The organism is Blastococcus sp. HT6-4, from assembly GCF_039679125.1.
GTDB classification, from domain to species: Bacteria; Actinomycetota; Actinomycetes; order Mycobacteriales; family Geodermatophilaceae; genus Blastococcus; species Blastococcus montanus.
On record NZ_CP155551.1, the window covers coordinates 3,097,854 to 3,122,698 of the forward strand.

The window sequence follows — 24,845 nt, forward strand, 5'->3', positions numbered from 1 at the left end:
GAATCGTCGCCACCCGGAGTTCGGGACCGCCGGCCGCCCCGGAACCCTCCCGGGGCGCGCCGTCGGTTCGGTGACCGGTCGTCCACCGGCTGATCAGAAGTCGGGGGCGTCGACCGGCGCCGGGGCGTCCAGCGTCGGGCCGATGCCCAGCTTCTCCTTGACCTTCTTCTCGATCTCGTCGGCGAGGTCGGGGTTGTCCTTCAGGAAGTTGCGGACGTTCTCCTTGCCCTGGCCGAGCTGGTCGCCCTCGTAGGTGTACCAAGCTCCGGACTTCTTCACGATGCCCTGCTCGACACCGGCGTCGACGATGCCGCCCTCGCGGCTGAAGCCCTGACCCCAGAGGATGTCGAGCTCCGCCTGCTTGAACGGCGCGGCGACCTTGTTCTTGACGACCTTGATGCGGGTTCGGCTGCCGATCGCGTCGGTGCCCTGCTTGAGGGTCTCGATACGGCGGACGTCGAGGCGCACCGACGAGTAGAACTTCAGCGCCCGGCCACCGGTGGTGACCTCGGGCGAGCCGTAGACGACGCCGACCTTCTCGCGCAGCTGGTTGATGAAGATCGCCGTCGTGCCCGAGTTGCTCAGCGCACCGGTGATCTTCCGCAGCGCCTGGCTCATCAGGCGGGCCTGCAGACCCACGTGGCTGTCACCCATCTCGCCCTCGATCTCGGCACGGGGCACGAGGGCCGCGACGGAGTCGATGACGATGATGTCGAGCGCGCCGGAGCGGATCAGCATGTCCGCGATCTCCAGCGCCTGCTCACCGGTGTCGGGCTGGCTGACCAGGAGGGCGTCGGTGTCCACACCGATCGCGCGGGCGTACTCCGGGTCGAGCGCGTGCTCGGCGTCGATGAAGGCGGCGATGCCGCCGTTGGCCTGGGCGTTGGCCACCGCGTGCAGCGCGACCGTGGTCTTACCGGAGGACTCCGGCCCGTAGACCTCGATGACGCGGCCGCGGGGAAGGCCACCGATGCCCAGCGCGATGTCCAGCGCGATCGAGCCGGTCGGGATGACCTTGATGGCCACCTCGGGGCTGTCACCCAGCCGCATGACCGAGCCCTTGCCGAACTGCTTGTCGATCTGGGCGAGGGCCATGTCGAGGGCCTTGTCGCGGTCAAGTGTTGCTGGCATGGTGCGTCACCTTCGGTTCGCGAGAAGCGGGTCGGGACCGACGCTAGGGCGAGGCACCGACAGTTTTCGGGTTCCGGGGCGGACTGTGGAGGACCGACCGCCCTGTGGACGCCACACTAGGCCGAACAGGTGTTCGACTGCCAGGCCGACACGCCGACCCGGCCGTGGGCGTCGTCTCAGCGTTCCTTGACCGGCACGTCGAAGTCCTCGCAGATCGCGAGCCACACCTTGCGCACCGGCACTCCCGCGTCGATGGCCTCGACGGCGCTGCGGCCGCCCAGGGCCGAGAAGACGTGGTCGCGCGCCACGCTCTGGGCGCGCATGGACCCGAACTGACCGTCGAGCCGGGACCAGAACTCCTGCAGGCGCACGCCCCGACGCTAACCCGGCGACGGTCCGCGGCGCCGCCGACCGCCCTAGGCTGGGGGCATGATTCCCGGCACGGGCTCGCAGACCCTCGACGTGGTCCTGGAGATCGGCATCGTGCTCGCGCTCATCGTGACCATCGTGCTGCTGATCAGGAACTACCGGGGCCGCTGACCCGGGCCGTCGACCGCGCGACGGAGAACCACACCACAGCGAGCGGGACCAGCAGCACCGCCGAGACCGCCGCGACCAGACCGAAGCCGCCCCAGGCCAGCAGCGGCCCACCGACCACCCCGGCCAGCGCCGCGCCGAGCCCCATGAGCAGGTCGGTGCCGCCCTGCGCCGTCGGCCGGAGGTCCGCCCCGACCGACTCGGTGACCAGGCTGGATCCGGCGATCAGGCCGCAGGACCAGCCCAGGCCGAGCAGCAGCAGCCCGGCGCCGAGCTGCATCGAGTCGGCCGGCGCCGCCGTCCCGGCCACCGCCGCCGCGGCCAGGAGGAGCAGGCCACCGAGGGCGACGACGGCCGGGGCGCCGACGCGGTCGGCGAGCATCCCCACCAGGGGCGAGAAGAGGTACATGCCCGCCACGTGGACGCTGATGACCAGGCCGACGAGCCGCAGCACGGTGCCCTCGGCCCCACCGGCGTGCCCCATGTGCACCGGGGTCATCACCATGACGCCGACCATGACCGAGTGGGCGACCACCACCGCGGTGAGGCCCAGGCGCCCGCCGGGGGTGGCCCACACGACCCGCAGCGCCGCCCACGCGGCCCGGCGCGCCCGTGGCCGCCGCTCAACGCCCCCGAGCCGGCGGGCGAGCAGAAGCGGATCCGGTCGCAGCAGGAGCAGGAAGCCCACCGCGACGACGGCGAACACCACCGCCGACAGGACGAACACCCCGCCCAGCGCGGGCAGGCCGAGCGCCGTGCCCAGCCGGGCCCCCACAGGGGCCAGGTTGGGCCCGGCCACGGAGCCGATCGTGGTGGCCCACACGACCAGCGAGAGCGCCCGGCCGCGGTGCTGCGGCTCCGCGAGGTCGGCGGCGGCGTACCGGGACTGCAGGCCGCAGGCGGTGGAGGCGCCGAACAGGAACAGCCCCACCAGCAGCAGCGTGAGGGAGGAGACCGTGGCCGCGCCGACGGTGATCGCCGCCCCGGCGACGCTGATCCCGTATCCGATGCTCAGCCCGGTACGCCGGCCGGCGGAGTCGCTGATCCGGGCCAGGGGCACGGCGAGGACGGCGGCACCGAGGACGCCGGCGGTCTGACCCAGCCCCGAGGCGCTGTCGGTGCCGGCGACGTCGCGGGCGAGCAGCCCACCGGCGGTGATGCCGACGGTGACCCCCAGCCCGGCGAGCGCCACGCCGCCGCTGAGGACGCCCACCGTCCGGCGCTGCACCCGTCCGACGTCGACCCCGGCCGTGGCCTGCTGCATCGACGCCACGTGCGCTCCCGTCTCCCGGGCGGGTGGTCCCCGCGTGCCGGCGCTCCGCCGGCCAGCGAAGTGTCGTACACCGCGGGGACACTGTGGTCGTGCCCGACCACCCGTTCGCCGACCGTACGGAGGATCACGGCGCGCTGGGCCGGTTCTCCGAGCCCACCCGGGCCTGGTTCACCGGCGCGTTCGAACAGCCCACCGCCGCCCAGGACGGCGCCTGGCGGGCGATCAGCAGCGGGGAGCACGCCCTCGTCGTCGCGCCCACCGGTTCCGGCAAGACCCTCGCCGCCTTCCTCTGGTCGCTCGACCGGCTGGCCGCCACTCCCCCGGCCGACGAGCGCACCCGCTGCCGCGTCCTCTACGTCTCGCCGCTGAAGGCGCTGGCCGTCGACGTCGAGCGCAACCTGCGCGCCCCGCTGGCCGGCATCGGCCAGGCCGCTGCCCGGCTGGGGTCGGCCCGCCCGGAGATCCGCGTGGGCATCCGCTCGGGCGACACCCCGGCCGACGAGCGGCGCACCTTCGCCCGCCGCCCGCCCGACATCCTCATCACCACACCGGAGTCGCTGTTCCTCCTGCTGACCAGCGCCCCGCGGGAGGCGCTGCGCGGGGTCGAGACGGTCATCGTCGACGAGGTGCACGCGGTCACCGACTCCAAGCGCGGCGCACACCTGGCCGTCTCCCTCGACCGGCTCGACGAACTGCTCGACCGGCCCGCCCAGCGGATCGGCCTGTCGGCCACGGTCTGCCCGATCGAGGAGGTCGCCACCTTCCTGGCCGGCGGCCGGCCCGTGCAGGTGGTCGCCCCCGGGTCGACCAAGCAGTGGGACCTCTCGGTGGTCGTCCCGATCGAGGACATGAGCGAGCTGGGGCAGCCGACCGGCGAGCTGGAGGGGTCCGCGGCCGGGAGCCAGCCGCGGAACTCCATCTGGCCGGCGGTCGAGGAACGGGTGCTCGACCTGGTGCAGGCGCACCGCAGCACGATCGTCTTCGCCAACTCCCGCCGGCTGGCCGAGCGGCTGACCAGCCGGCTCAACGAGCTCGCGTACGAGCGGGCCACCGGCGAGACCGTCCCGCCGGGCACGAACGCCGCCGCACTGATGGCCCAGGCCGGCTCGGGCGGCGGCGTCCCCGAGGGGGTGCAGCCGGTGGCGGCCGCCCACCACGGGTCGGTCTCCCGCGAGCAGCGGGCGATCGTCGAGGAGGCGCTGAAGTCCGGCCGGCTGCCCGCCGTGGTCGCGACCTCCAGCCTGGAGCTCGGCATCGACATGGGCGCGGTCGACCTCGTCGTCCAGGTCGAGGCCCCACCCACGGTCGCCAGCGGCCTGCAGCGGGTCGGCCGGGCCGGGCACCAGGTGGGCGCGGTCAGCCGCGGGGTGCTCTTCCCGAAGTACCGCGGCGACCTGGTCCAGTGCGCGCTGGTCGCCGAGCGGATGAAGGCCGGCGCCATCGAGTCCATCCGCTACCTGCGCAACCCGCTCGACGTGCTCGCCCAGCAGATCGTCGCGATCGTCTCCGAGCGCCCGCGCACCGTGGACGAGGTCGGTGCGCTGGTGCGGCGGTCGGCGACGTTCTCCTCGCTGCCCGAATCGGCGCTGCACGCCGTCCTCGACATGCTGGCCGGGCGCTACCCCTCCGACGCGTTCGCCGAGCTGCGCCCGCGGCTGACCTGGGACCGGGTCACCGACACCCTGACCGCCCGCGCCGGCGCGCAGCGGCTGGCGGTCACCAGCGGCGGCACCATCCCCGACCGCGGGCTGTTCGGCGTCTTCATCGTCGGCGCCGAGGGCACCGGCGGGCGGCGGGTCGGCGAGCTCGACGAGGAGATGGTCTACGAGTCGCGGACGGGCGACGTCTTCCTGCTCGGCTCCTCATCCTGGCGGATCGAGGAGATCACCCACGACCGGGTGCTGGTCACCCCGGCGCCGGGCCAGCCGGGGAAGATGCCGTTCTGGCACGGCGACGCCCCCGGCCGGCCGCTCGAGCTCGGCCGGGCGCTGGGCGCCTTCCTCCGCGAGGTGGGCTCCGCGACGCCGGAGGCCGGCCTGGAGCGCGCCCGCGCCGCCGGCCTGGACGAGTGGGGCGCGGCCAACCTCGCCGCCTACCTGGCCGAGCAGAAGGCGGCCACCGGCCACCTCCCCGACGACCGCACGCTGCTGGTCGAGCGCTTCCGCGACGAGCTCGGCGACTGGCGGCTGGTGGTCCACTCCCCCTTCGGCGCGCAGGTCAACGCGCCCTGGGCGCTGGTGCTCGCCGCCCGGCTGCGCGAGCGCCACGGCGTCGACGTCTCGGCCATGCACTCCGACGACGGCATCGTGCTGCGGCTGCCCGACACCACCGGCGAGCCGCCCGAGGCCGACCTCGCCGTCCTCGACCCCGACGACGTCGAGCGCGAGGTGACGACGGAGGTCGGCAGCTCCGCGCTGTTCGCCAGCCGGTTCCGCGAGTGCGCGGCCCGCGCGCTGCTGCTCCCCCGGCGCGATCCCCGCCGCCGCACCCCGCTGTGGCAGCAGCGCCAGCGGGCCGCCCAGCTGCTGTCGGTCGCGAGCGAGTTCTCCTCGTTCCCCGTCACGCTCGAGGCCGCCCGCGAGGTGCTGCAGGACGTCTACGACGTGCCGGGCCTGATCGAGCTGATGCGGGACGTCCGCGCCCGCCGGGTGCGCCTGGTGGACGTGCAGACCGAGACGGCGTCGCCGTTCGCGCAGTCGCTGCTGTTCGGCTACGTCGGGCAGTTCCTCTACGAGGGCGACGCCCCGCTGGCCGAGCGGCGGGCGCAGGCGCTGGCCCTCGACACCGGGCTCCTGGCCGAGCTGCTCGGGCGGTCCGAGCTGCGGGAGCTGCTCGACGCCGACGCGATGACCGAGATCGAGGCGGAGCTGCAGCGGCTGCCCGAGCAACGCCATCCACGGGACGTCGACGGCGCCGGCGACCTGCTGCGCGTCGTCGGCGACCTCACCGCCGCCGAGGCCGCCCGGCGCGGGGTCGCGCAGCCGTGGCTCGACCAGCTGGTCGCCGCCCGGCGTGCGCTGGTCGTGCGCATCGCCGGCGAGGAGCGGTACGTCGCCATCGAGGACGCCGGCCGGCTGCGCGACGCACTCGGCACGGCGCTGCCGGTGGGGGTGCCGGAGGTCTTCACCGAGCCCGTGGCCGACCCGCTGGGCGACCTGGTCGGCCGGTACGCCCGCACCCACGGCCCGTTCCAGCCCGCGGAGGCCGCCACCCGGCTGGGGCTGGGCGTCGCGGTCGTCACCGCGACGGTGCAGCGCCTCACCGCGATCGGCCGGCTGGTCAGCGGCGAGTTCCGCCCCGGTGGCAGCGGCCAGGAGTGGTGCGACGCCGACGTGCTGCGCTCGATCCGGCGTCGGAGCCTGGCGAAGCTGCGCCAGGAGGTCGAGCCGGTCCCGATCGGCACGCTGGCCCGGTTCACGCCCTCCTGGCAGTCGGTCGGCAGCCGGCTGCGCGGGGCCGACGGCGTCCTCGCCGTCGTCGAGCAGCTGGCCGGTGCGCTGGTGCCCGCCAGCGCGCTGGAGTCCCTGGTGCTGCCGGCCCGGGTCCGCGACTACTCGCCCGCGATGCTCGACGAGCTGACCAGCGCCGGGGAGGTGCTGTGGGCCGGCGCCGGCGGCCTGCCCGGCGGGGACGGCTGGCTCAGCCTGGTGCCCGCCGACCTGGCCCCGCTGCTGCTGCCCGAGCAACTGGAGATCGCCGGCGAGGGTCAGCCGCTGCTTGACCTGCTCGCCGGTGGGCAGGCCATGTTCTTCCGCGGGCTCTCCGACGCCGTCGGCGCCACCGACGACGCCGCGCTGGCCGACCTCGTGTGGGACCTGGTGTGGGCGGGCGCTCTCACCAACGACACCCTCGCCCCGCTGCGCACCCGCCTGGGCGGGGGTGGCACGCACAAGCGGGCCGCCGCGCCGCGGATGACCCGAAGCCGGTACGGGCGCCCGCGCGTGGGCCGGGCCGCCATGCCCACCCGCACCGGGCCGCTCACCGTCGCCGGGCGCTGGTCGCGGTTGCCCGGCCGGGAGGCCAACGCCACCCGGCGCGGCACCGCCCGCGCCGAGGCGCTGCTGGAGCGGCACGGGGTCCTGACCCGCGGGGCGGTGCAGGCCGAGCAGGTCACCGGCGGCTTCTCCGCCGTCTACCCGGTGCTGCGCGCGTTCGAGGAGAACGGGCGGGCGCGGCGCGGCTACTTCGTCGAGACCCTCGGCGCGGCGCAGTTCGGCACCCCGGGCTCGGTCGACCGGCTGCGCAGCTTCGCCTCCCCCGACCGGGTGCCGGCGGGCGCGGTCGTCCTCGCGGCGACCGATCCGGCCAACGTCTACGGCGCCGCCCTGCCGTGGCCGGAGCGCACGGTGGCGGCCGACGGCGATGCGGTCGATCTCGGCGAGGGCACCGGCAGCGCGCGGAAGGCGGCCGGGCACCGCGCGGGCCGCAAGGCCGGCGCGCTCGTCGTCCTGGTCGACGGCGAGCTCGTCCTCTACGTGGAGCGCGGCGGGAAGACCCTGCTGTCCTGGACCGAGGACGAGCAACTGCTCAAGGAGGCGGCGACCGCGCTGTCGGGCGCGGTCTCCGCGGGGGCGCTGGGCCGGATGGTGGTGCAGAAGGCCGACGGCGCGTCGGTGCACGAGTCGACACCGCTGTCGGAGGCGTTGCAGGCCGCCGGGTTCACCGCCACCCCGCGTGGCCTGCGGCTGCGCGGTTGAGCGCCCGCGCACAGCGCTCCGCCGGTCAGTCCCGGGAGGGGTGCAGCCAGCGGGCGAACAGCCGCGTGAGCGTCGGCATGACCACGTGGCCGAGCAGCAGCACGACGACGCAGGCCGACAGCAGCAACCGCAGCCCGACCGGCCACCCCGACAGGTGCGGCGCCACGAGCAGCTGGAACAGCGAGGTGATCGCGAGGACGGCGGCGATGGTCAGCACCGTCGAACGCCAGCGCGGGCCGGGCTTCCCCGGACGGGTGAAGAAGCTGTCGAGCCCCGAGACGCGCGCGTAGCGCTCCTCGTCGACCATCTCCTCGAGCTGCGCCAGCGCCCGGGAGCGCTCCGTCGACCGCTCCCAGCGGGCCAGCGAGTCGGCGTCGCTGAAGCGGTAGACCAGGTGGTACTCGGCGCTTCCGGGGCCGGGACGCAGGAGGGTGGCGCCGAGGTTGCCGGGGAACCGGGCAGCGACCTGCAGGACGTCGGCCGCCCACTGCTCGAACGCGGCCCGCCGATCGGCGCGGACGACGCGGGCCACCGTCACGGTGACCGGTTCGGAAGTCGGCTCGACCGTGACGCTCTGGCCGGCCAGCCGGGCACGGATCCGATCGGTCACCTGCACGTCCGGTGCAGCACGTCGAGGCCCGGGCAGCTTCCCGCCTGTCGGTGGTCTCACACCATCGGAGCAGGGCCGGCCGCCGGCGGGGATCATGGGGGCCGTGCCCGAGGGAGACACCGTCTGGCTGGCGGCCGAACGCATGCGGACGGCGCTGGCCGGGGCGACGCTGCGCCGAGGCGAGTTCCGGCTGCCCCAGCTCGCCGCGCTGGACCTGACCGGCGCCACGGTCACCGAGGTGGTCCCCCGCGGCAAGCACCTGCTGGTCCGCCTCGCCGACGGGCACACGCTGCGCACCCACTTCCGGATGGACGGCAGCTGGCACATCTACCGGCCCGGGACCCGCTGGCGCGGTGGGGCCGCCCACGACGTCCGGATCGTCCTGGCCACCGACGAGTGGGAGTGCGTCGGCTACCGGCTGCACGACGTCGAGTTCGTGCCGACGTCGGAGGAGGAGCGGCTCGTCGGTCACCTGGGTCCGGACGTCCTCGGACCGGACTGGGACCTCGACGAGGCGCTGCGGCGGCTGCGCGCGCAGCCGGACGAGCAGGTGGGGGTGGCGATCCTCGACCAGCGGAATCTCGCGGGGATCGGCAATCTCTACAAGGTCGAGTCGCTCTTCCTGGCCGGGGTGCACCCCTGGGCGCGCGTGGCCGACGTCGACGACCGGCTGCAGCCCCTCGTGGAGCGGGCACGCACCCTCATGCTGGCCAACCGCCACCACCCCGAGCAGAGCACCACCGGCGATCTGCGCCGCGGCCACGACCACTGGGTCGCCGGCCGGAAGGGACGCCCGTGCCGGCGTTGCGGGACGGCGATCCTGCTCGGCGAGCAGGGCCCACCGACGCAGGAGCGGGTCACCTGGTGGTGCCCGCGCTGCCAGGCGGCCCGCTCCCCCATCGACCCGCAGGCCCGCACCGGGGAGCCGGGCCGCCCGCAGCCGGTGACCCTCTACCGGTAGCGGTCAGGCCTGCTCGGGCCGCTCGGCCGGCTGCGCCTGTGGCTGCTCCGCGCCCTCGGGCTGCGGCGCGCCCTGCTCGATCGCACCCGCGGCGGTCGTGCCCTCGACGGCCGGTGCGCCACCGCCCATCGAGGCGCGGATCTGGTCCAGGCGCGAGGCGCCGGCGACGTCGAGCGTAGCCTTCTGCACCTCGAGCATCCGCCCCTCCACGGAGCTCTGCGCCAGCTCCGCCTGACCCAGCGCGTTGGCGTAGCGGGCCTCGATCTTGTCCCGCACCTCGCCCAGCGAGGGCGTGTTGCCCGGCGCGGAGAGCTCGTTGACCTGCTTCATCGAGGCGGCGACGTGCTCCTGCATCTTGGCCTGCTCGAGCTGGCTCATCAGCTTGGTGCGCTCGGCGAGGGTCGTCTGCAGCCGCATCCGCGACTGCTCCACCGCGCCGCGCGCCTGCTCGGCGGCCTGCAGGGCCTCGTCGTGGCTGCGCTTGAGGTCCTCCATCGACTGCTCGGCGGCCACGAGCTGGGTGGCGAACGCCTGCGCGGCCTGCTCGTACTCGGTGGCCTTGGCCGCGTCCCCCTTGCCCCGCGTCTGGTCGGCCAGCATGAGTGCCTGACGGGCGGAGGCCTGCAGCTTCTCGACCTCGCCCATCTGCCGGCTCAGCCGCATCTCCAGCTGCCGCTGGTTGCCCAGCACCGCGGCGGCCTGGTTGGCCAGCGACTGGTGCCGCGTCTGCTCGGCCTCGATCGCCTGTGCGATCTGGATCTTGGGATCGGCCCGCTGGTCGATCTGGGCGTTGGCCGATGCGGTGAGGTACTTCCACAGCTTCACGAACGGATTGGGCATGGGGTCCTCCTGCTCCGGCGTGGCCGCCGGCCCGGTGATGCTCGTCGGAGCCATCGTCCCAGGTGATCACCGTCCGGAGCCAACGCGGGCCGCGCGGCCCGCGGCTAGGGTTCCCCGCGTGCCGCCCGCCAACCCCGTCCTCTGCGTCCTCGGCGAGCTGGTCGTCGACCTCCTGCCGGTGCCCGAGGCCGGCGCAGGCCCCGAGGGGACGGCGCCGCAGTACGTCGCCCGCCCCGGGGGCAACGCCCTGAACGTCGCCGTGGCCGCCGGTCGGCTGGGCGCGCCGGTCCACCTGCTCGCCCGCCTGGGCACCGGGCCGCTGGCCCCCCACCTGCGCCGGCACGCCGAGCTCGCCGGCGTGGACACCACCGGCTTCGTGGCGGCCGCCGAGCCGGTCAGCCTCGCCGTCGTCGGCCTGGACGCCGACGGCTCGCCCCAGTACGGCTTCCACGTCCTGGGCGCCGCGGACTGGCAGTGGACCGACGACGAGCTGGCCGCTGCCCTGCCCGCCGCGGTGGGCGCCCTGCACGTCGGCTCCATCTCCAGCTGGACCGAGCCGGGCAGCGCCGCCATCGCCCACCTCGTGGCGCGGCTCTCCGGCACCGCGCTCATCAGCGTCGACCCAAACATCCGCCCGATGCTGGCCGACGGGCCCGTCGGGGCCTCCCTCGGCAACGACCGCGCGGGGGTCACCCGGCGCCTGGTCGAGCTGGTCGCGCACGCCGACCTGGTCAAGCTCAGCGCCGAGGACCTCGCCTGGCTCGAACCGGAGACCACCGACCTGGACGAGGCCGCCCGCCGCTGGGCCGCGCGCGGGCCCGCGCTGGTCGTGCTCACCGACGGCGGTGCGCCGCTGCGGATCGCCCGTCCCGGCCGGCCGGTGCTGCACCGGGAGAGCCCGCGGGTCGACGTCGTCGACACCGTGGGCGCCGGTGACTCGCTCGCCGCGGGTCTGCTGACCGGGCTGCTCGACGCCGGCATCACCACCCGGGCGTCGCTGGAGGCCGCATCGGACGAGGAGCTGCTGGCCCTGGCCGACGACGCGGCCCTCGTCGCGGCGCTGAACTGCACGCGGGTCGGCGCCGATCCGCCGACCCGGGACGAGCTCGCCGCCGCCCGGGAACGCCGGTGAGCGACGGGCTCCGGCTGGTCGGCTTCGAGGAGCTCTCGGCCGGTGCGCTGCGCGGCCGGCTGCTCGCCCGCCGGGCGGAGTTCTGGGCCGGCTCCCCGCTCGCCGACGACGACGTGCTGGCCCTGCACGACCCGGTGTTCTTCCACCAGCTCGGCGGGTTCGGCGCCCTCGCGCTCACGCCGGACGACGAGGACGCCGGTTACCTGCTCGGGGTGGTCAGCGCCGACCGGCTCGCCGTGGTGCAGGCCGTCGCGGTGCGCCCGGACCGGCGTGGCGCCGGCGTCGCGACCCAGCTGCTCGAGCGCTTCGCCGGCCTGGCCGCCGGGGTGGGCGCGCGGGTGGTCCAGGCGGTGGCCCGCCCCGATGACGCGGCCGCCGCCGCGCTGGCCGCGCGCCTCGGGGCGCACGCCGCCCCCTCACCCGGGCACGCCGGGCCGGGCGCCGACCGGGTCGTCTTCACGCGGGGCCTGCCGCTGCGCTGACCGGCCGGGCTCCCGGAGCCAGGGCGGCGGCCAGCAGCTCGGCCTGGCGACGGCGCGCGGTCGTGCGACCGGGCTGCAGGACCAACCCGAGCAGCCAGCGAGCGGTCAGCTCCGCGCCGTCCTCGTCGAGGTCGAGGACGTCCGCCAGCCGGCCGGTCGCTCCCGCCCAGCGGTCGGGGTCCAGGGTCAGCCGCCCGGGCTCGTCCTCGGCCAGCCGCCGCAGCACCGGATGGGTGGCCAGCTCGTCGGCGAGCGCGGCCAGGGCATCCGCCCGGGGACGGTCCCCGGCGAGGCCGATCAGCCGCTCGGTCTCGGCGACCAGCAGCGCCCACGCGACGTCGTCCTTGGTGCGGAAGTAGTTGTACAGCGTCCCCTTGGCGACGCCGGCCTCGGCGGCGATCGAGGCCATCGTGCTGCGCCGCAGCCCCTGCGCCGCGAACGCGCGGGCGGCAGCCCCCACCAGCTCGGCACGGGTGCGGTTCACGGCTCGACGCGGGCCGGGGACCTCAGGCGGCGAGCGAGACCGCGTCGCTGCGCCGGGACCCGCGCTCCTGCTGCCCGGCGCCCACGAGGGCCAGGGCCGGCTCCGCGGCCGCGTCGGTCTGGGCGGCCGCCGCGGCGCTCTCCAGCGCCGGCGCCTCGCCGGTGGCGCCGAGCGGGCGGACGCCGGCGGTCGCACCACGCAGTTCGAGGCTCACCTCGGCGAGCAGGTCGGCCAGCTCCACCTCGAGGGCGTCGCAGATGGAGGCCAGCAGCTCGGAGGAGGCCTCCTTCTGCCCGCGCTCGACCTCGGAGAGGTAACCGAGGCTGACCCGGGCGGCACCGGAGACGTCGCGCAACGTGCGGTGCTGACGCAGCCGGTGGCCGCGCAGGGTGTTCCCGAGCTGGGTCCGCAGCAGCGTCATGGCCGTCTCCTGTCCTGCGAGCGGGGAAGCGGCGGTGCCGTCCGGCACCGTGCGCTCACGGTACGCGGCGAGTGCGCCGCCAGCCCGCCGACGGGCCCGAGTCCGCTCATGGCGTAACGCAGGCAGCGGGGCCGGCGTTCCCGTGACCGGTGGTCCCGAGCCCGGACCGCCGGAGCCCGAGCAACCCGTCCCGCTCCACCATCGCCGGGATCAGGCGGCGGTGTCGGTGCGGGTGCCGGTGCTCGGCCCGGCCGTGCGGCGGGCCGCGGCGGCTCGCATGGCGCGGGCGCTGGTCTGCCGGAGCGTGATGGCCCGGTAGACGTAGTCCAGCCCGCTGAGCACCGTGAGCACCACCGCCGCGGCCATGACCCACCAGCGGGTCGTGGCCAGCGCACCGGTCAGCGGGAGGATGTAGAGCCCGATGGCCAGGGACTGGACGACGGTCTTGGCCTTGCCGCCCCGGCTGGCCGCGATGACCCCGTGCCGGATCACCCAGAACCGCAGCAGGGTGACGCCGACCTCCCGCACGAGGATCACCGCCGTCACCCACCACGGCAGCAGCGCGAGCACCGAGAGCCCGATGAGCGCGGTGCCGGTGAGCGCCTTGTCCGCGATCGGGTCGGCGAGCTTGCCGAACTCGGTGACCTGGCCGGTGCGCCGCGCGATGAGGCCGTCGTAGCGATCGGTGATGATGGCCAGGCCGAAGACGAGCGTGGCCCAGTAGCGGTTCGCGTGGTCCTGCGCGCCGTCCTGCACGAGCAGCACGGCGAAGACCGGGACGAGGGCCAGCCGCAGCACGGTGAGCGCGTTGGGCAGGTTGACCACCTTGACCGACTGCGGCGGTGTCGCTGCCGGGTCCGGGGCCACGTCGGTCACCGAGGTCACCGCCCGGCCGGGAGGAGGACGCGGGCCACCAGGTCGATGCCCTCGGTGCCGACCACCTCGGCGTGCACGAGCCGGCCGGCGACCGCGTCGGCCGGCACCCCGGTGACGGTCGTGGTGCCGTCGGCATCGGGATCCTGGTGCGCGGCATGACCGAGCCACGTCCCGGGCCCGTCCTCGCCGGAGAGGTCCTCGCTGAGCAGCACCTCGACCCGTTCGCCGATCCGGTCCTCGGCGCGCTGGGCGGTGAGCTCCTCGACCAGGTCGGTGATCCGCCGGACGCGGGCGTCGATCTCGGGCTGGTCGAGCTTGCCGGGCAGCCGCATCGCCTCGGTGCCCTCCTCGTCGGAGTAGCCGAACACACCGACCGCGTCCAGGCGGCCCTCGGTGAGGAAACGTTCGAGCTCGGCGACGTCCGCCTCCGTCTCCCCCGGGAAGCCGAGGATGACGTTGGTGCGGAATCCCGCGCCCGGAGCCAGGCTACGGGCCCGCTCGATGGTCCGCAGGAAGTCCTCCGTGCCGCCGAACCGGCGCATGCGGCGCAGCAGCGTCGGCGACGAGTGCTGGAAGGACAGGTCGAAGTACGGAGCCACCCCGTCGGTACCCGCGATGATCTCCAGCAGGCCGGGCCGCAGCTCCGCCGGCTGGAGGTAGGCCACCCGCACCCGGACGATGCCCTCGACGGCCGCCAGCCGGGGCAGCAGCTTCTCCAGGGACCGGAGGTCGCCGAGGTCCTTGCCGTAGGAGGTGGAGTTCTCGCTGACCAGCACCAGTTCGGTGACGCCCTGGGCGGCCAGCCAGGTGGCCTCGGACAGAACCTCCTCCGGCGGCCGCGAGACGAAGGCACCGCGGAAGGTGGGGATCGCGCAGAAGGCGCAGCGCCGGTCGCAGCCCGACGCCAGCTTCAGCGCCGCCGACGGGCCCGACGCGAGCCGACGACGGCGCAGCCAGTCGTGGCCGGGGATCGCCGGTGCGGCGCCGTCCTCCCGCACCCTCCCCCCGGCGCCGGCCAGCACGGCCGAGCGCTCGACGGGGCTGATCGGGAGCAGCGTCCGCCGGTCCCGCGGGGTGTGCGGCACCAGGGGGCGGCCGGTCAGGACGTCGTCGAGCCGGCCCCCGATCTCGGCGTAGTCGTCGAAGCCGAGCACGGTGGCCTCCGGCAGCGCACCGGCCAGCTCGGCCCCGTACCGCTCCGCCATGCAACCGACGGCGACGACCGAGGCCCCGGAGTCGGTGGCCGCGAGGATCGCGTCCACCGAGTCCTTCTTCGCGCTCTCGATGAAGCCGCAGGTGTTGACCAGGACGGCGTCGGCACCCTCGGCGTCCTCGACGAGTTCGTAGCCCTCGGCGGCCAGCCGGCCGGCCAGCTCCTCCGAGTCGACCTCGTTGCGGGCGCATCCGAGGGTCACCACGGCCACGGTCCGGGCAGGGCTGGGCGCGGCTGTCACCCGGCCATCGTAGTCGCCTGAGCGGCCACGCCCACCTCGGACGGGGGTGATCCCGCACGTATCCCGTACCGCCGGCTAGCCCTCACCACCGCGCAGGGTGAACAGCGTCGCCTCGAGCTCGTCGGGCTTGACGAGCACGTCGCGGGCCTTGGAGCCCTCCGACGGCCCGACGATCCCGCGGCTCTCCATCAGGTCCATGAGGCGGCCGGCCTTGGCGAACCCGACGCGCAGCTTGCGCTGCAGCATCGACGTCGACCCGAACTGGCTGGTGACGATGAGCTCGACCGCCTGCACCAGCAGGTCGAGGTCGCCGCCGATGTCCTCGTCGATCTCCTTCTTCTCGCCGGCCCCGCCCGCGGAGAAGACCTCCTCGCGGTACTCCGGCTCGGCCTGCCGCTTGGTGAACTCGACGACCGCCTCGATCTCGGCGTCGGTGACGAACGCGCCCTGGACGCGGATCGGCTTGCCCGCGCCGATGGGCATGAACAGGGCGTCACCCATGCCGATGAGCTTCTCGGCGCCCGGCTGGTCGAGGATGACCCGGCTGTCGGTGAGGCTGGAGGTCGAGAAGGCCAGCCGCGAGGGCACGTTGGCCTTGATCAGGCCGGTGACGACGTCGACCGACGGGCGCTGCGTCGCCAGGATCAGGTGGATCCCGGCGGCGCGGGCCTTCTGGGTGATCCGGACGATGTGCTCCTCGACGTCGCGGGGAGCCACCATCATCAGGTCGGCGAGCTCGTCGACGATCGCCAGGATGTACGGGTAGGGCCGGTACACCCGCTCGCTGCCGGGCGGCGCGGTGATCTCGCCCTTCTCGACCTTCTTGTTGAAGTCGTCGATGTGCCGGACGCCGGTGGACTTCATGTCCTGGTAGCGCTGCTCCATCTCCTCGACCAGCCAGGCCAGCGCGGTGGCGGCCTTCTTGGGGTCGGTGATGATCGGCGTGATCAGGTGCGGGATGCCGTCGTAGGGCGTCAGCTCGACCATCTTCGGGTCGACCAGGATCATCCGCAGCTGGTCCGGCGTCGCCCGCAGCAGCAGCGAGGTCAGGATCGAGTTGACGCAGCTGGACTTACCGGCACCGGTGGCACCGGCCACCAGCAGGTGCGGCATCTTGGCCAGGTTCGCGCAGACGAACCCGCCCTCGATGTCCTTACCGAGGCCGACCAGCATCGGGTGCGGGTCCTGCTTGGCCGCCTGCGAGCGCAGCACGTCGCCGAGGCTGACCTTCTCGCGGTCGGTGTTCGGCACCTCGATGCCGACGGCGGACTTGCCGGGGATCGGCGCCAGGATGCGGATGTTGTCGTTGGCCACCGCGTAGGCCATGTTGCGGGTCAGCGCGGTGATCTTCTCGACCTTCACGCCCTGGCCGAGCTCGACCTCGTAGCGGGTGACCGTCGGTCCCCGGGTGAAACCGGTGACGGCGGCGTCGATGCTGAACTGGTCCAGGACCCCGCTGATCGCGGCGATCGCGACGTCGTTGGCCTTGGACCGCGCCCGCGGCGGGTCGCCCGGCCGCAGCGTGGACAGCGAGGGAAGCACGTAGTCGCCCTCGACCGGCTGGATGGACAGCTGCTCCGGCTCGGTGATGGGCGGGAGGTCCTCCGGCGGGGAGGTGCGGTCCTCGACCGGCCGCCGCACCGTCGGCACCGGCGGCACCGGCGGCAACGGCGCCAGCTCGGTGTGCTCCGGCTCGGTGGTGCGGGTGGCCTCGGGCGCATCGGCGTACGCGCCGTGGTCGATCGGGCCGGTGGTGAGCAGGTCCTCCGACAGGGAGCGGCGGCGGGAGCGCCGGCCGACCGGGGCCTCCTCCGGCTCCTCGTCGTCCTCGTCGTCGTACCCGTCGTCGTAGTCGTCGCGGCCGAGCAACCGGTCGGTGAACTCGCGCAGCCGCTCGGGGATCTGGTGCACCGGCGTCGCGGTGATCACCAGGAGGCCGAAGAAGGCCAGCAGGCCCAGGAGGACCACCGCGACGACCACACCGATGCCGGCGGCCAGCGGCGTGCCGACGGCCCAGCCGACGAGCCCCCCCGAGCCGGGCCGCCCCTGCTGCGGATCGGCCGGCGTGCCGAGGAGGTGCGCGATGCCCAGCACGGAGGCGACCGCGCACAGCCAGCCGATGGCCAGCCGGCCGCGGGCCTCCGGGCGGGGGCCGCGCCGCAGCAGCCGCAGGGCGGCGAAGAAGAGGACGACGGGCAGCACCATCACCAGCGAGCCGACGATCCAGCGGACGCCCTCGGTGAGCGCCGCCCCGACCGGGCCGATCCCGTTGCTCCAGGCGGCGGCGCCCAGCACGATCGCCAGGCCGAGGACGGCGAGACCGACCCCGTCCCTGCGGTGCTCGGGCGCGAGCGGCTCGGCCTGCTCCGGCTTCGCGACCGACCGGGCGAGCCCTCCCGCGCCGCGGGCGAGCAGGTTCCAGCCGCCGCTGGCGATGCGCCAGAAACCGGGGCCGGCGGGAGCCTTCTTCTTGGCCGGCGGACGGCGGTTCGGGGCCCCCTTGGCGGCGGGCCGCTTCTTGCTCGCCGCCGTCGAACCCGATCGGCTGCGGGTCGGGGCCGGCCGGCGGGTCGACGTGCTGCGGGCAGGCATGCGTCAGACGGTAAGCCCGGAGAGGGCCGCGGACGGGCAGGCCGGGCGTCGTGTCCCCCCGCGCGGCCCCCGCATCTCATAACGTCACACGCATGAGGACCCCGCTCCCCCACGGCAGCTGGCCCACCCCGATCACCTCCGAGCTGGTCGTCCGCACGGCCGCGCGGCTCGGCGAGGTCATGGTGGACGGCGACGAGGTCTGGTGGTCCGAGGCCCGCCCCGACGAGGGCGGGCGCTCGGTGATCGTGCGCCGCTCCGCCGACGGCACCGTGGCCGACGCGCTGCCCGCACCGTGGAACGCGCGGACCCGCGTGCACGAGTACGGCGGCGGCGCGTGGACGGTCTCCGACGGCACGCTGTGGTTCACCGAGTTCTCCGACCAGCGGCTGTACCGGCTGGATCCCGGCGCCGGCTCCCCGGTCCCGGTCACGCCCGAACCGGAGCTCCCGTCCGGTGTCCGGTACGCCGACCTGACGGTGGTCCCGGAGGGCGTGCTGGCCGTGCGGGAGACCCACACCGCGTCGGGCGCCGCGGCGGACGTGGTGAACGAGACCGTGCGCGTGGGCCCCGACGGCGCGACCGAGGTGCTCGTCTCCGGACCGGATTTCGTCTCCGACCCCCGGCCGGCGCCGGACGGCGTCACGCTCGCGTGGCTGCAGTGGGACCACCCGGAGATGCCGTGGGACGCCGCCCAGCTCCTCGTCCGCGCCGCCGACGGGTCGCACCACGTGCTGGCCGGGGGTCCCGGCGAGGCCGTCGTCCAGCCCGAGTGGGGTGCCGACCTCGCGCTGTGGTGGCTGAGCGACCGGACCGACGTCTGGTCGCTGTACCGCAAGCGGCCGCACGCCGAGCCCGAGCTGGTGCTCGACGTGGGCACCGACATCGCCGGCCCGCAGTGGCAGTTCGGGCAGAGCCGGTACGCGCTGCTCGGCGACGGACGGGCCGTGGTGGCCTACCCCCGGGACGGGCTCGACCGGCTCGCGGTGCTCGAGGCCGACGGTGCGGTCCGCGAGCTCGACCTGCCCTACGCCGCCTACGCCCAGCTGCGGGCGCACGGCACCGCGGTGGTGTGCGTGGCCGGCGGTCCGGACGCCGAGCCGGTGGTGCTCCAGGTGGACGTCGACGGCGGGGAGGCGCAGGTCCTGCGCCCGGCGCGGGACCTCGGCCTGGACCCCGCCTGGTTCTCCCGTCCCGAGCAGGTCACGTTCCCCACCGAGGACCGCGGCACCGGCATCGGCGTCGCGCACGCGCTCGTGTACCCGCCGACGAACCCGGAGGCGACCGCCCCGGAGGGCTCCCTCCCGCCGCTCCTGGTCGTGGTGCACGGCGGGCCGACGTCGGCCGCGACGCCGGTGCTCGCCCTCGGCGTCCAGTACTGGACCTCGCGCGGCTTCTGCGTCGCCGACGTCGACTACCGCGGCTCCACCGGGTACGGCCGCCGCTACCGGGAGGCGCTGCAGGGCCGGTGGGGCGTGGTCGACCTCGACGACGTCGTCGCCTGCGCCCGGTTCCTCGCCGACGCCGGGCGGGTTGACCCCGACCGGTTGGCCATCCGCGGTGGCTCGGCCGGCGGCTACACGACGCTGGCGACGCTGGCCATGCGCCCGGGCGTGTTCACCGCCGGCGCCAGCCACTACGGCGTCGCCGACCTCGCGGCGCTGGCCGCCGAGACGCACAAGTTCGAGTCGCGCTACCTCGACGGGCTCGTCGCCCCGTGGCCGGAGGGCGCCGACGTCTACGCCGACCGCTCCCCGATCACCCACGTCGACACCCTCGACACCCCGCTGGCGGTGTTCCAGGGCGAGGAGGACGCCGTCGTCCCGCCGTCGCAGGCGGAGGCGATCGTCGCGGCGCTGCGCGACAAGGGCGTGCCGCACGCCTACCTGCTGTTCCCCGGCGAGCAGCACGGCTTCCGCAAGGCGGCGAACATCCGCGCGGCGCTGGACGGCGAGCTGTCCTTCTACGCCCAGGTGTGGGGCTTCGACCTGCCGTCCGAGGAGGGCATCGCGCCGATCGCGGTGGTGCGGGGATGACCGGCGTCGTCCGGGAGGCCCGGCACGACGACCTGAGCGCCCTCCGGGACGTCGAGCGCGCCGCCGGACACCTGTTCGCCCGGCTCGGGATGGACCTGGTGGCCGACGACGAACCGCCCTCGCTGGAGACGCTGCGGGAGTACGCCGACGGCGGTCGGGCCTGGGTCCGCACCGACGACTTGGACCGGCCGGTGGCCTACCTCCTCGCGGCCGAGGTCGACGGCTGCGCCCACCTGGAACAGGTCAGCGTGCACCCGGACCACGCCGGCCGCCGTCTGGGCCAGGAACTCCTGTCGCGCCTGGAGCAGTGGGCGAGGGGGCGGCACCTGCCGGCGATCACGCTCACCACGTACACCGACGTCCCCTGGAACGGCCCGTACTACCAGCGGCTGGGCTTCCGCGTCCTGACCGACGCCGAGCTGTCTCCCGGCCTGCGGCGGGTCCGCCGCGCGGAGGCCGACCACGGCCTGGACCGCTGGCCACGCGCGGCCATGCGACGAGAGGTCAGACCTCCAGCACCGTCGGGATGATCATCGGGCGACGGCGGTGCTTGTCCGACACCCACTTGCCGACCGTGCGCCGGATGATCTGGGAGAGCCGGTGGGCGTCGGCGCCGTCGTCGGACAACGCCCGCTTGAGGTTCTCCTCGACCAGCGCGAGGACCTCGTCGAACGCCGCCGGGTCGTCGGAGAACCCCCGGGTGGACAGGTGCACCGGCCGCACGATCGTCCGGGTCGACGGCTCGACCACCACGGTGAGCGCCACGAAGCCCTCGTCGCCGAGGATCCGCCGTGCCTGCAGCGACTCCTCGCCGACGTCACCGACGTTGAGCCCGTCGACGTAGACGTCGCCGATGGGCACGCTGCCCACGATCGAGGCCTTGCCGTCGACCAGGTCCACGACGACGCCGTCCTCGGCCAGGAGGATCCGGTCGGTGGCCATGCCCGTCTCCTCGGCGAGCTTGGCGTGCGCCCGCAGGTGCCGCCACTCCCCGTGCACCGGCATGAGGTACTTCGGCTTCGCCACGTTGAGCAGCGTGCGCAGCTCACCGGCCGGGGCGTGCCCGGAGACGTGCACCCGCGCGGTCTCCTTGTGCACCACGGTGGCCCCGCGCCGGGCCAGCCCGTTGATCACCTTGTAGACGGCGGTCTCGTTGCCCGGCACCAGCGACGACGCGAGGACGACGGTGTCGCCGGCCTCGATGGTGACGTGGTGGTGGTCGCCGCGGGCCATGCGACCGAGCGCCGAGAGCGGCTCGCCCTGCGAACCGGTGCTCACCAGCACCACCTGCTCCGGCGGCATCGCGGCGGCGTCGTCGAGCGAGACCATGAGGCCCGGCGCCACCCGGAGCAGCCCGAGGTCGCGGGCCACCCCCATGTTGCGGATCATCGAACGGCCGACCAACGCGACCTTGCGGCCGTGCTTCTCGGCGCAGTCGAGCACCTGCTGGATCCGGTGGACGTGGCTGGCGAAGCTGGAGACGATCAGCCGCTGCGAGGCGCGGGCGAACACGTCGTCCAGCACCGGCCCGATGCTCCGCTCCGGGGTGACGAAGCCGGGCACCTCGGCGTTGGTCGAGTCCGACAGCAGCAGGTCGATGCCCTCGACACCCAGCCGGGCGAACGCCCCCAGGTCGGTGAGCACGCCGTCGAGCGGCAGCTGGTCCATCTTGAAGTCGCCGGTGTGCACCAGCACGCCGGCCGGGGTGTGCACGGCGACGGCGAGCGCGTCCGGGATCGAGTGGTTCACCGAGATGAACTCGCAGTGGAACGGCCCGGCGAGGTGGTCGTCGCCGGCGGCGACCTCGACCAGCGTCGGGTCCAGCCGGTGCTCGCGCAGCTTGGCGGCCACCAGGGCGAGGGTGAACCGCGAGCCGACCAGCGGGATGTCCCCGCGGAGCCGGAGCAGGTACGGGAGGGCACCGATGTGGTCCTCGTGCCCGTGCGTGAGGACGACGGCGGCGATGTCGTCGAGGCGGTGCTCGATCACGCCGAAGTCGGGGAGGATCAGGTCGACGCCGGGCTGCTCGGCCTCCGGGAAGAGGACGCCGCAGTCGATGACCAGCAGCGATCCGTCGAACTCCAGGACGGCCATGTTGCGGCCGATCTCGCCGAGCCCACCGAGCGCCATCACCCGCAGGCCGCCCTCGGCCAGCGGCGGGGGCGCCTTCAGGTCGAGGTGGGGTTGGGTGACCTGACCACTCACAGGGAAACGCCTCCAGCGGCGAGGTCGGCGCGCAGCTGCGCGATCTGTTCGGGGGTGGCGTCGACCAGTGGTGGCCGGACGGGTCCGGCCGGCAGGCCGAGCGCGTTGAGCGCAGCCTTCACCGTGATGACGCCCTGGGTGCGGAAGATGCCGGTGTAAACCGGGAGCAGGCTCTGGTTGATCGCCCGGGCGGTGGCGAGGTCGCCGGCCTCGACGGCCGCGATCAGCTCGGCCAGCCGGTGGCCGACGAGGTGGCCGACGACGCTGACCACGCCCACGCCACCCAACGCCAGGATCGGCAGGTTCAGCATGTCCTCGCCGCTGTAGTAGACGAGGTCGGTGCGGGCCAGCGTCCAGGCGATCGCGCCCAGGTCGGCCTTGGCGTCCTTGACCGCGACGATCCGCGGGTGCTCGGCCGCCCGCACGAGGGTCTCGACCTCGATGGGCATCCCGGTGCGCACGGGGATGTCGTAGAGCATCACCGGCAGGTCGGTGCTGTCGGCGATCGAGGTGAAGTGCCGGAGCAGCCCGGCCTGCGGTGGCCGGTTGTAGTACGGGGTCACGACCAGCAGCCCGTCGACCCCGAGGCGCTCGGCCGCGCGGGCCTTGTCGATGGAGTGCGCGGTGTCGTAGGTGCCGACGCCGGCGAGGATCGTGGCCCGGTCGCCCACGGCGTCGAGCACGACCTCGAGCACGGCGTGCTGCTCGGCGTCGCTGATGGTGGGCGACTCCCCCGTCGTGCCGAAGACGACCAGGCCGTCGTTGCCGCCCCGGTCGACCAGGTGCGCGGCCAGCTGCTGCGCGCCGGAGAGGTCGATCGAGCCGTCCTCGGCCAGCGGGGTGACCATGGCCGTCAGGACGCGCCCGAACGGCCGGGCGGGGTCGGTGGTCATGACGCCGAATCTACCGAGCCGTGCCAGCGGACCCGGTCCCGCCCACGGCAGGGCGCCGGTATTCCGACAGCGCGTAGCGCAGCCCCGCCGGCGCCGACTCCGACCAGCCCTCGGCCGGGGTGCGTGCCGTCCGGGTCCAGCCGTCCAGCGACGGGGCCCAGGTGTCCCCCGGGACGGCGGTGTCGACGTCGGTGACCACGAGCCGGTCGGCGTGCGGCAGGAATGCCGCGTACACCGCTCCCCCGCCGATCACCCAGCAGGAGCCGTGCTCGGCGAGCACCTGCTCGACGGAGCCGGCCCGCCGCGCCCCCTCGGCCGACCAGGTCGGGTCCGACGTGAGGACGACGTTGACCCGGCCCGGCAGCGGGCGGAAGCGCTCGGGCAGCGACTCCCAGGTGCGCCGGCCCATCACCACCGTGGCCCCGGTGGTGAGCCGGCGGAAGAGCGCCAGGTCCTCGGGCAGGTGCCAGGGCAGGCCGCCTCCGGCGCCGATCACGCCGTTCCGGGCCTGGGCCCAGATGAGCGCGATCCCGCTGTGGCCGTCCGGCGAGCTCGACGGCTGCGTCACACCGCCACGGCTGCCCGGATCGCGGGGTGGTGGCGGTAGTCCCGGAGGGCGAAGTCCTCGTAGGCGTGGTCGAACAGCGACGGCGCCGGCGCCAGTTCCAGCGTCGGGAAGGGCAGCACCTCACGGGAGAGCTGTTCGGTCACCTGCGCGACGTGGTTGCTGTAGATGTGGCAGTCGCCGCCCACCCAGATGAAGTCGCCGGGCTCGAGACCGACCTGCGCGGCCACCATGCGGGTCAGCAGCGCGTAGCTGGCGATGTTGAACGGCACCCCGAGGAACATGTCGGCGCTGCGCTGGTACAGCTGGCAGGAGAGCCTGCCGTCGGCGACGTAGAACTGGAACAGCGCGTGGCAGGGTGCCAGGGCCATCTCCGGCAGGGCGCCGACGTTCCACGCCGAGACGATCATGCGGCGGGAGTCCGGGTCCGACCGCAGCGTGTCCAGCAGGGCGGAGATCTGGTCGATCTGCTGCCCGTCGGGCGTCGGCCACGAACGCCACTGCACCCCGTACACCGGGCCCAGCTCGCCGTCGGCGGAGGCCCACTCGTCCCAGATCGTGACGCCGTGCTCGCGCAGCCAGCCGACGTTGCTGTCGCCGCGCAGGAACCACAGCAGCTCGACGGCGACCGACTTGAAGTGCACCTTCTTGGTCGTCACCAGCGGGAAGCTCTCCGACAGGTCGTACCGGAGCCGCTCGCCGAACAGGCTGACCGTGCCCGTCCCGGTGCGGTCCTGCTTCGGCGTCCCCTGCTCGAGGATGCGTCGCAGGAGGTCCTCGTACTGGGTGTCGATCGGTGCTGCCACGCGCCCGAGGGTACGACGGCCCGGGGACGGTTCCGGAGGCCCTGCGGCCACCGGGACCAGAGGTGCGCGCGAGGCGCTCAGCCCTCGGCGACGAACGGGCTGGCCGCGACCTCCGTGCCGTCGGCCAGGGCGCTGATCCGGAAGTCGCCGAACACGTTGCCGGCCACGCGCTGCAGCTCGCGCAGGCAGGCGATCGCCACTTCCCGGATCTCCACGTCGGCGTGCTCGCTCGCCCGCATGGCGACGAAGTGCCGCCAGGCGCGGTAGTTCCCGGTGACGACGATGCGGGTCTCGGTGGCGTTGGGCAGCACCGAGCGCGCCGCCTGCCGGGCCTGCTTGCGCCGCAGGGTGGCGTTCGGCACGTCGGCGAGGCGCTCCTCCAGCCCGTCGAGGAGCTCGTCGTAGGCGGCCCGGGCGGCGTCGGTCGCGGCGAGGAACCGCCGGTGCAGCTCCGGGTCCGCGGCGATGACCGCCGGCTCGACGACGGCGGCGTCCCGCTCGGGCACGTAGCGCTGGGACAGCTGGCTGTAGGAGAAGTGCCGGTGGCGGACCAGCTCGTGGGTGAGCGACCGGGAGACGCCGGCGAGGTACATGCTCACCGTGCCGTGCTCGAGCACCGCGAGGTGGCCGACCTCGAGGATGTGCCGCAGGTAGCCGGCGTTGGTCGCCGTGGCCGGGACCGTCCTGCCCCACGACTCGTAGCAGGCGCGACCGGCGAACTCGGCCAGCGCCTGACCGCCGTCGGCGTCGGTCTCCCAGGGCACGTCCGCCGGAGGGGTGAACTGCGTCTGCGCGATGACCTGGACCCGCAGCGGCGCGATCGGTGGCACGGGTCGAGCCTACGGCCGGCGGC

General features: G+C 74.5%; 21 protein-coding genes. 6 read left to right on the forward strand and 15 right to left on the reverse strand.

Features of this window, described 5'->3' with window-relative positions; genetic code table 11:
- Nucleotides 1–93 precede the first annotated feature (93 nt).
- The 3 genes from recA to ABDB74_RS14780 all read right to left on the reverse strand — a co-directional run bounded on the left by recA (nt 94) and on the right by ABDB74_RS14780 (nt 2,932).
- Nucleotides 94–1,131, reverse strand: coding sequence for a recombinase RecA (gene recA / locus ABDB74_RS14770; protein ID WP_346619486.1), 1,038 nt, complete (start codon nt 1,129–1,131; stop codon nt 94–96).
- 176 nt (nt 1,132–1,307) lie between these two features.
- Nucleotides 1,308–1,502 carry a DUF3046 domain-containing protein gene (locus ABDB74_RS14775; RefSeq protein WP_346619488.1) on the reverse strand — a complete coding sequence of 65 codons (195 nt, stop codon included), beginning with the start codon at nt 1,500–1,502 and terminating at the stop codon, nt 1,308–1,310.
- A 146-nt stretch (nt 1,503–1,648) separates the two neighbouring features.
- Entirely contained in the window at nt 1,649–2,932 is a 1,284-nt protein-coding gene (locus ABDB74_RS14780) for an MFS transporter (protein ID WP_346623891.1), read from the reverse strand.
- Between the two features lie 98 nt (nt 2,933–3,030).
- On the opposite strand from ABDB74_RS14780, the gene ABDB74_RS14785 reads away from it, so the two are divergent.
- Nucleotides 3,031–7,638: an ATP-dependent helicase gene (locus ABDB74_RS14785; protein ID WP_346619489.1), complete on the forward strand. Its 4,608-nt coding sequence runs from the start codon at nt 3,031–3,033 to the stop codon at nt 7,636–7,638.
- Between the two features lie 25 nt (nt 7,639–7,663).
- On the opposite strand, the gene ABDB74_RS14790 is transcribed toward ABDB74_RS14785, so the two are convergent.
- On the reverse strand, nt 7,664–8,248 hold the full coding sequence (locus ABDB74_RS14790) for an antibiotic biosynthesis monooxygenase (protein ID WP_346619490.1): 585 nt from the start codon (nt 8,246–8,248) through the stop codon (nt 7,664–7,666).
- A 103-nt stretch (nt 8,249–8,351) separates the two neighbouring features.
- Between ABDB74_RS14790 and ABDB74_RS14795 the strand changes: the two genes are divergently transcribed.
- On the forward strand, nt 8,352–9,209 hold the full coding sequence (locus tag ABDB74_RS14795) for a DNA-formamidopyrimidine glycosylase family protein (protein ID WP_346619492.1): 858 nt from the start codon (nt 8,352–8,354) through the stop codon (nt 9,207–9,209).
- A 3-nt stretch (nt 9,210–9,212) separates the two neighbouring features.
- On the opposite strand, the gene ABDB74_RS14800 is transcribed toward ABDB74_RS14795, so the two are convergent.
- On the reverse strand, nt 9,213–10,049 hold the full coding sequence (locus ABDB74_RS14800; protein WP_346619493.1) for a PspA/IM30 family protein: 837 nt from the start codon (nt 10,047–10,049) through the stop codon (nt 9,213–9,215).
- A 118-nt stretch (nt 10,050–10,167) separates the two neighbouring features.
- Here ABDB74_RS14800 and ABDB74_RS14805 point away from each other — a divergent pair, with 118 nt between their 5' ends.
- The gene (locus ABDB74_RS14805) at nt 10,168–11,181 is read left to right on the forward strand and encodes a PfkB family carbohydrate kinase (protein WP_346619495.1); all 1,014 of its coding nucleotides are present in this window, start codon (nt 10,168–10,170) and stop codon (nt 11,179–11,181) included.
- Entirely contained in the window at nt 11,178–11,663 is a 486-nt protein-coding gene (locus ABDB74_RS14810; RefSeq protein ID WP_346619497.1) for a GNAT family N-acetyltransferase, read from the forward strand. Before ABDB74_RS14805 ends, ABDB74_RS14810 begins: the two co-directional genes overlap by 4 nt.
- On the opposite strand, the gene ABDB74_RS14815 is transcribed toward ABDB74_RS14810, so the two are convergent.
- The 5 genes from ABDB74_RS14815 to ABDB74_RS14835 form a co-directional block, all read right to left on the reverse strand.
- Nucleotides 11,638–12,147, reverse strand: a complete 510-nt coding sequence (locus tag ABDB74_RS14815) for a helix-turn-helix domain-containing protein (RefSeq protein WP_346619499.1) — start codon at nt 12,145–12,147, stop codon at nt 11,638–11,640. The genes ABDB74_RS14810 and ABDB74_RS14815 overlap by 26 nt on opposite strands.
- 22 nt (nt 12,148–12,169) lie before the next feature.
- Nucleotides 12,170–12,568, reverse strand: a complete 399-nt coding sequence (locus tag ABDB74_RS14820) for a helix-turn-helix transcriptional regulator (RefSeq protein WP_346619500.1) — start codon at nt 12,566–12,568, stop codon at nt 12,170–12,172.
- 210 nt (nt 12,569–12,778) lie between these two features.
- Nucleotides 12,779–13,444, reverse strand: coding sequence for a CDP-diacylglycerol--glycerol-3-phosphate 3-phosphatidyltransferase (pgsA, locus tag ABDB74_RS14825; RefSeq protein ID WP_346619501.1), 666 nt, complete (start codon nt 13,442–13,444; stop codon nt 12,779–12,781).
- A gap of 5 nt (nt 13,445–13,449) precedes the next feature.
- Nucleotides 13,450–14,898, reverse strand: coding sequence for a 30S ribosomal protein S12 methylthiotransferase RimO (rimO, locus tag ABDB74_RS14830; RefSeq protein WP_346619502.1), 1,449 nt, complete (start codon nt 14,896–14,898; stop codon nt 13,450–13,452).
- 75 nt (nt 14,899–14,973) lie between these two features.
- Nucleotides 14,974–17,490, reverse strand: a complete 2,517-nt coding sequence (locus ABDB74_RS14835; protein ID WP_346619503.1) for a DNA translocase FtsK 4TM domain-containing protein — start codon at nt 17,488–17,490, stop codon at nt 14,974–14,976.
- Nucleotides 17,491–17,582: 92 nt separating this feature from the next.
- On the opposite strand from ABDB74_RS14835, the gene ABDB74_RS14840 reads away from it, so the two are divergent.
- Entirely contained in the window at nt 17,583–19,523 is a 1,941-nt protein-coding gene (locus tag ABDB74_RS14840; RefSeq protein WP_346619505.1) for a S9 family peptidase, read from the forward strand.
- Nucleotides 19,520–20,053, forward strand: a complete 534-nt coding sequence (locus tag ABDB74_RS14845) for a GNAT family N-acetyltransferase (RefSeq protein WP_346619507.1) — start codon at nt 19,520–19,522, stop codon at nt 20,051–20,053. The genes ABDB74_RS14840 and ABDB74_RS14845 overlap by 4 nt, the downstream gene beginning before the upstream one ends.
- Here ABDB74_RS14845 and ABDB74_RS14850 read toward each other — a convergent pair.
- From ABDB74_RS14850 to thyX, 5 genes are all read right to left on the reverse strand, one after another.
- Nucleotides 20,028–21,728: a ribonuclease J gene (locus ABDB74_RS14850; RefSeq protein ID WP_346619508.1), complete on the reverse strand. Its 1,701-nt coding sequence runs from the start codon at nt 21,726–21,728 to the stop codon at nt 20,028–20,030. The genes ABDB74_RS14845 and ABDB74_RS14850 overlap by 26 nt on opposite strands.
- Nucleotides 21,725–22,621 carry a 4-hydroxy-tetrahydrodipicolinate synthase gene (gene dapA / locus ABDB74_RS14855; RefSeq protein ID WP_346619509.1) on the reverse strand — a complete coding sequence of 299 codons (897 nt, stop codon included), beginning with the start codon at nt 22,619–22,621 and terminating at the stop codon, nt 21,725–21,727. Before dapA ends, ABDB74_RS14850 begins: the two co-directional genes overlap by 4 nt.
- Nucleotides 22,622–22,631: 10 nt before the next feature.
- Nucleotides 22,632–23,189: a dihydrofolate reductase gene (locus tag ABDB74_RS14860; protein ID WP_346619511.1), complete on the reverse strand. Its 558-nt coding sequence runs from the start codon at nt 23,187–23,189 to the stop codon at nt 22,632–22,634.
- A complete protein-coding gene (locus ABDB74_RS14865; RefSeq protein WP_346619512.1) occupies nt 23,186–23,992 on the reverse strand; it encodes a thymidylate synthase in 807 nt (268 codons plus the stop codon). Before ABDB74_RS14865 ends, ABDB74_RS14860 begins: the two co-directional genes overlap by 4 nt.
- A 77-nt stretch (nt 23,993–24,069) precedes the next feature.
- Nucleotides 24,070–24,822 carry an FAD-dependent thymidylate synthase gene (gene thyX, locus ABDB74_RS14870; RefSeq protein ID WP_346619514.1) on the reverse strand — a complete coding sequence of 251 codons (753 nt, stop codon included), beginning with the start codon at nt 24,820–24,822 and terminating at the stop codon, nt 24,070–24,072.
- Nucleotides 24,823–24,845 lie beyond the last annotated feature (23 nt).